The sequence below is a fragment of the Stackebrandtia soli genome (assembly GCF_965137155.1).
GTDB lineage: Bacteria > Actinomycetota > Actinomycetes > Mycobacteriales > Micromonosporaceae > Stackebrandtia > Stackebrandtia soli.
The window spans coordinates 23,113-29,194 of the sequence record NZ_CBCRZX010000055.1 but is presented as its reverse complement, the minus strand read 5'-3'; the positions used below and the strand labels follow the sequence as shown (position 1 = coordinate 29,194).

The window sequence follows — 6,082 nt, the reverse complement described above, 5'->3', positions numbered from 1 at the left end:
CTTGAATCCCACGAACTGGGGCCGCGGCAAGGGTTCCGGTGGAGGTAAAGGTGCTGGTCGCGGCAAGGGCGGCTCGGGTGCCGGAGGTGGCGGGCGGAAGTCCGGCTCCTCGGGCGGTCCTCAGACGTCGCGATCCGGTTCTGCCGGCGGCGGTCATAAAGGGTCCGCCTCCGGCGGTGGCTGGTTGTCGAGGACTCGATGGAACCCGGCGAACTGGGGATCCGACACGGCCAAGGGCAACCGCAAGGATCGCAAGGCGACGAAAGCCGAGAAAAAGGCCGACAAGCGCGTCGCGAAGGCCGAGAAAAAGGCGACGAAAGCCGAGAAAAAGGCCGACGAGCGCGTCGCGAAAGCCGAATCTGTTGCTCCTGAGGGCAAGAAGCGCTGGTGGCAGCGGTGGGGCCGAAAGAAGGGCACGGATGTGACGGCCACCGAGGCGGGCGCATCCGATGCGAAGAAGAACGAGAAATCCGAGAAGGGAAAGGACCCGACGAAGAAGGCGACGAAGGACGCGGAGAAGAAAGAGAAAGACCAGGCCAAGGAGGCGAAGGGGAAGCCGGGGCCTGATGACGAGATCGAGGTGGACGAGTGCGGGTGGCCGGTCGGCGACCCGGCGGTCTGGGGTCTACCGCCTCAGCCGAAGAAGAGCTCGGTTCTTCCTCTCAATGTGGACGATGGCGGGTTCATTTCGCCGCCTGCGTCCTTGTTCAAACCTAAGAAGCCCAAGAAATCCCCGGCGCCGGCGGCGCCGAAATCGAAAGGAAGCACCACTGTGGCTACCACGACGAGCAACCCCTACCTGCACATGGTCGATCCGTCCTCGACGGAGTCGTGGCGGGCGTCGAATTCGTCGGCGGCGGCTCAGGCGCGTAAGGACGCCTCGGTCCAGGAGGCGAAGGCGAATGAGCTGCGGCAGCAGGCGGCGTCGTTGGAAGAGAAGGGCATGACGCTGGCGGCTGAGGACCTGATGCGAGAGGCGGCAGGGCTGGACGAGAACGTGCAGATCAGGCTGGGTATTGCGGCCGGGTTCGACGAGCAGGCAGCCAGCTAGCAGAAACCCCTGGTGGGTGGGGACACCAAGTGTGTCCCCACCCACCTTTTTGTACTTTACATAAAGGAGATATTGACGATGGTCGAGTGGAAACTGTTCTGGTCGGGGTCGGCGGCGACGGTGTGCGCGGCCATCGCCACCCTGACCGTTGTCGGGATCGTCCCGGTGTGGCTGGCGGTCGTGCTGGCGGTCGTGGCGGCTGCGGGCTCGGTGCCCGTGGCCTTCGGGGTCCTGGAGGCCGCCGTGATGTTCGGGCAGTGTGCGGGGTGGCAGCGTCGCCGCATCCTGATCGGGATGTTGGGGGCGAGCTTTGCGTTCGCCGCGTGGACGATCGCAGCGGTTCTGGTCCCGGTCGAGGCGGTGTATCTGCTGGTATCGGGCGTGATCCTGGGCCTGTTGGCCGTCGGCACGTATTGGGTGGCACGTGGTCTCGAGTGGAGGCTGACGCACGTCGAAGCGCCCACGGCGATCCGCAACCCCGACCCCGATCCAGAAGATCACCGCGAGCGGGTCATGCAGACGGCGCTGAAAAGCGCTGGCTATGGCTGGATCCGCATCGAGCACGGCAGTGCCGAGGAACTGCGTGACGACTCCGGTTGGAGGTTCGGTGCGCGCCTGCTGTCGCGGGCCGCTGCTCGCAAAACCGCTGTTCATAAAGGTAAAGACAAAACAGAAACGGCGGCGAAGACGTCGGTGACGCCCGAGACCGCTGAGGCTCTGGCGATCGCCCTGGCCGAGCTCACCGGCCGACACATCGAGTCGGACTGGGTGCGGATCCGCAAGGAGAAGGGCGCGGGCAGGTACTCGATCACGGTCGCGTCGCGCGACGTCATGGCAGAGGTCATCGAATACAAGGACGACCTGACCCCGACGTCGATCACTACGCCTGCCCTGGTCGGCGTCGAGATCGACGGCACCCAGCGGTTCGGGCGTCTTGACCAGCACACTCGCAACGTTGGCGGGTCGACCGCCGGCAAAAGCGCGCTGCTGCATCTTGAACTCTCGCACCTGACCCGCTGCTCCGACACGATCGTGTGGATCGGCGGTACCGAGAAGCTGTATGACCTGGTCGCGGGCTGGGTCGAGCCGTACTACAACCTCAACGAGGCGACACCGATCGACTGGATCGCCAACGGCGCCACCGACACCCTGGAGATGATGGCCGCAGCGATGCGCCTCGCCCGGTGGCGTCAGAGCCGCCCCATGCACCTGCGGAAATGGCGGTCCCTCGTCCTCATCCTGGACGAGTTTTCGTTCATGGCCAAGACGACGACGGCGCAAGTCCAGTACGGAGGGCGGTGGATGACCGCAGCCGACTTGGCGTCGGCGTTGCTGTGCGGCGCCGCGAGCGGCGGCATCCACGTCCATTTCGCGTCTCAGCGCGGCACCATCGACCACTACGGTGGCGGTGACGTCGCTGCGAACCTCGCCGTCGACTCTGCGTTCCGCAGCAAGGACTTCGCCGAGCTCGGACGCTTGAGCGGGGATTACCACCTGCCGTCTCCGCGGCACCCCGGCGAGTACTGGCGGCTCTCCGCCGACGATCTGCCGGTCAACCTCAAAGTGCCGTACATCCAGAGCGTGGACCCGACGAAACCGAGACTGCACCAGGGCGTGACGGTCGCCGACGTGGCGTTGGCGCGCAAGCCGTTCATCCTGAACGGCCTGACCGAAGCCGAAGGCCTCGAAGCCGCCGGCGACGCCTACGCGGCCCGTCACCGGGTCGTCGACGACGTGATGATGGCCTACCTGACCGGCAGCAGTGTCGCCGTCGAGGAGCCCTCGGCACTGTCGGGGGCCGCCGCCGAGGTCGCCGAGGCAACCCGCGCCGAACTCGCCGCGATCGCCGCTGCCGCCGGCCTGGACCTGGCGGCGAACGACCCAAAACCACGGCCAGCCCCTCCGGCTCCGCGCAAACGCGAGGACGTCATCGAGGACATCCTCGCCGACGGCCTGGACGCCGCCGCGATCGCCGAACGCCTCGCCGAGGCCGGTGACCCGGCCGAGACGACCGTCACCGCTGCGACCCTGTCCCGCATGTACAAGAAGCAGCGCATCAGCCGCCCCTCCACGGGCCGGTATGCCGCACTCAACCCAACAAACGAACGAACAAACGCCTAACAGGTGGGGGGTGACCTGCATAAACACGCGGGCTACCCCCCACCGGACGTGTTCGTTTGTTCGTTCGTTCGTTAAGCCAATCAACCAGAAGGGGCACCCATGACGACCTACGCCGAGTACTTCGACCGGGCCGAAAACCACCTCCGCACAGCCGAAGCAGCAGCCGAGACCGACCCGACCGTCGCCGCGCTGTGCGGCCTCGCATCAGCCATCCTCGCCACCCACCCACGCGTCCTCCGCGACCACCGCACCTTCGACGCCGAGGCGTACCTCGCCGCGACCGCCGACGACACCGACCCCCGAACCGCAGCCACCCGCGCCGTCGCCGCCGCGATCCGCGCCGGTGAGACCGAGCTCGAAGACATCGCGGTCGATGACTGCGGATGGCCATCGCCAGCACATAGCGTGCCGGATCGTTTTCAGTCTTAATCAGAATGGAGGGGCCGCGTCCGAGTAAGGACGTGGCCCCTTTTGCGTGCCAACGAAAGGAACTTGAATGTCTGGTATGGATCGTAGGTTGGCGGATCGGCCTCGGCCGGCCCCGAATGGGGAAGGGGACGGTGAACCGTCGCTGTGGGAGAAGGTGAAGTGGGCGGCGAGCGAGACCGCCGACCACATGTGGTGGCAGGCGAGGCGCCGGTACGACCCGTCGTGGCCGCCTCCGTGGCTGCCCGGGGTCCTGGTCACTGTCGGCCTGATCCTGATTGCGGCGATCGCGTTCCCGGTGGCCGAGCTCGTGGTCGTGATCGTGTCGACGGTGGTGTCGGACCTGTCCGGGATGGGGTGGACGTGGCTCGGCACGGTCGAGTTCACTGACCTCGTCACGCACCCTGTTCGGGCGTACATCGAGGGTCACGCGCCCGCGATCGGCTTGACGCCGAGTGTGGTGTTCGGTTTGTGGGTGGGGGCCGCAATCGGCACGTGGCTGCTGTCGGGCACCGTCGCGGGTCGGATCGGGTGGATCCTCACTGGTCTGGCGACGGTCGGGATGGTGTGGGTAGAGACCCCGGCGGCGGGTCGGTGGATCGCCATCGGCATCACCACCTTGTGGTGGCTGCTCTTGTCGGTATTCGCCCTGGCGGGGATGTCCCTGATCACCGTCGTCAACGGCCCGATGCTGTTCGACGACGGAAGCGAAAGCCATCCCGCCTGGCGGTATTTCGGGACGTTCGGTGGCCCGCGTCGTCGCGTCGCTCGTGATGTCGCTGACGCCGTCGACGCCGTCGCCGACACGATCCACCGAAGCACCTCGACTCCCGACCGCGACAACGTCGTCTCCCGGCTGCGGGTCCTGCGCAACAAGCTCCTCCCGGCCCAGGCGTACCCGCCGGCGACCCCGGAAGTCGACGCCGTCAACGGCCAGTGGCTAGGCCCGTTGTCGCGGCTGGCGTTCGCGGCCGACGGCGACGTCTCCATCGGTCCCGACGCTCTCGACGGACTGCGTCGTGCGTGGATCGACGCTCGCGTCATGACCGCCGTCGTCGCCACCAACAACAGTGTCCCGACGGCCGAACAGGACCTCCTCGGCGACGACATGACCGCGATGATCACCGACCAGTGGCCACGCGACCCCGAATGGGTCGTCGACATGCTCGTCGGGATTCACCGCGGTATCCGCCGGGAACTCGGCAGCCGCGGCCCGACCCCCGAGGTGTACCTCGAGAGCCTCGACGAGACCCTCGGTAGCCACTTCCCCGGCCGCCGCGACCTCATCGAACAGGTTTCCGATCGCATCATCTGACACCCCGCACACCCAGCCCCGCCGAGGACCAGTCCAGGTCCTCGGCGGGGCTTTTTCATGCCTCCAGCGACCCACCACATAGGCCTGTTGCGGGAAGTGCAAGAGGTGTCACGTCGGTACGCCTGCTCGGCGCCCCCCGAAATCTCTCGAATAATTTCCGGTCCTGTTTATTGACAAGGGGTCGATGGGGAGGGTACGGTCGACTCATCGGAATAAGCGGTACCGGAAATTATCGGAGGATGAGATGAGCGAGCAGACGACAATCCGCCCCGTCGGACGGCCGGCGATCGGCGTTGAGGTGAAGAGCCGCTTCAACGATGAGCTCCTGGCCGCCGTCGACGCGGTCGCCGCCGCTTCGGGCACGTCGCGTGCGGAGGCGATCCGCAGTCTCGTCCAGGCGGGCCTGGCCGCGCCGGCCACCGAGCTGGAGCGCCTGTTCCCCGAGTACGCCGACGAGGCGGCGGAGGTCCGCGACTACGAGATCTGGGTCAGCATCCGCGATCTGCTCGACCAGGGCGCGCCGCACTTCGGGCACGTCGAGGGCGGGACGACAGTCCGGTCGAGTCGGTACGACATGGCGATCGAGATGGGCGCGGTGTGGGCGCGCGGCGCGTGGGTCCTGTACCGGACGGTCACGCCCGCCGGGTCGACCGTCGAGCAGCGCGGCGACATCACCCTCGCAGCCGTAGAGGACGACGCGATCGTCGATGCTTACCGGCGGCTCCTGGCCGAGACGACCACCGAGTACTACCTCCCGACGCTCGGGCCGATGTGGACCGACGTCGACGACAACGACGGCCGCCGTTTCGGCGGCGGCGGCCAGCGCGACACCGCCGTCGAGTGGGACGGCGTGATCGACCCGGCGACCGTCACCGGCCACGCACCGCAGGAGCGAGCGCCGTGGGACACCGACACCGAGTAAGCCCATCGGCCCGCCCTACGGGGCGGGCCACCCATCAGAAGGGGAACCCATGACCACCACCGCCGCGACCGCGGCTCGCATCACCACGTGCGCATACCTCGCGGCCGCGTGTCTCGTGGCCGCGTACCTCATGACCCTCACCGTGCACCGTGGCCGCTCCGGGCGCCGGGTCGCCTCGGTGATCGTCGTCGCCGGGTGGGGTGCGGTCTCCGCGGCCGCCATCACTGCCGTCATCAACATCCAGTGA

At 67.2% G+C, this 6,082-nt stretch carries 5 protein-coding genes and 1 pseudogene; all 6 read left to right on the top strand.

Annotation, left to right across the window (positions count from 1 at the left end):
- Nucleotides 1–1,051, top strand: a pseudogene (locus ACM9NP_RS21460) (hypothetical protein); the annotation flags it as partial.
- 78 nt (nucleotides 1,052–1,129) lie between these two features.
- Nucleotides 1,130–3,172 carry a hypothetical protein gene (locus ACM9NP_RS21455; protein WP_415648563.1) on the top strand — a complete coding sequence of 681 codons (2,043 nt, stop codon included), beginning with the start codon at nucleotides 1,130–1,132 and terminating at the stop codon, nucleotides 3,170–3,172.
- Nucleotides 3,173–3,271: 99 nt separating this feature from the next.
- Entirely contained in the window at nucleotides 3,272–3,601 is a 330-nt protein-coding gene (locus ACM9NP_RS21450; protein WP_415648562.1) for a hypothetical protein, read from the top strand.
- Between the two features lie 67 nt (nucleotides 3,602–3,668).
- Entirely contained in the window at nucleotides 3,669–4,913 is a 1,245-nt protein-coding gene (locus tag ACM9NP_RS21445; protein WP_415648561.1) for a hypothetical protein, read from the top strand.
- A 244-nt stretch (nucleotides 4,914–5,157) separates the two neighbouring features.
- Nucleotides 5,158–5,835, top strand: coding sequence for a hypothetical protein (locus ACM9NP_RS21440; RefSeq protein ID WP_415648560.1), 678 nt, complete (start codon nucleotides 5,158–5,160; stop codon nucleotides 5,833–5,835).
- Between the two features lie 49 nt (nucleotides 5,836–5,884).
- On the top strand, nucleotides 5,885–6,082 hold the full coding sequence (locus tag ACM9NP_RS21435) for a hypothetical protein (RefSeq protein ID WP_415648559.1): 198 nt from the start codon (nucleotides 5,885–5,887) through the stop codon (nucleotides 6,080–6,082).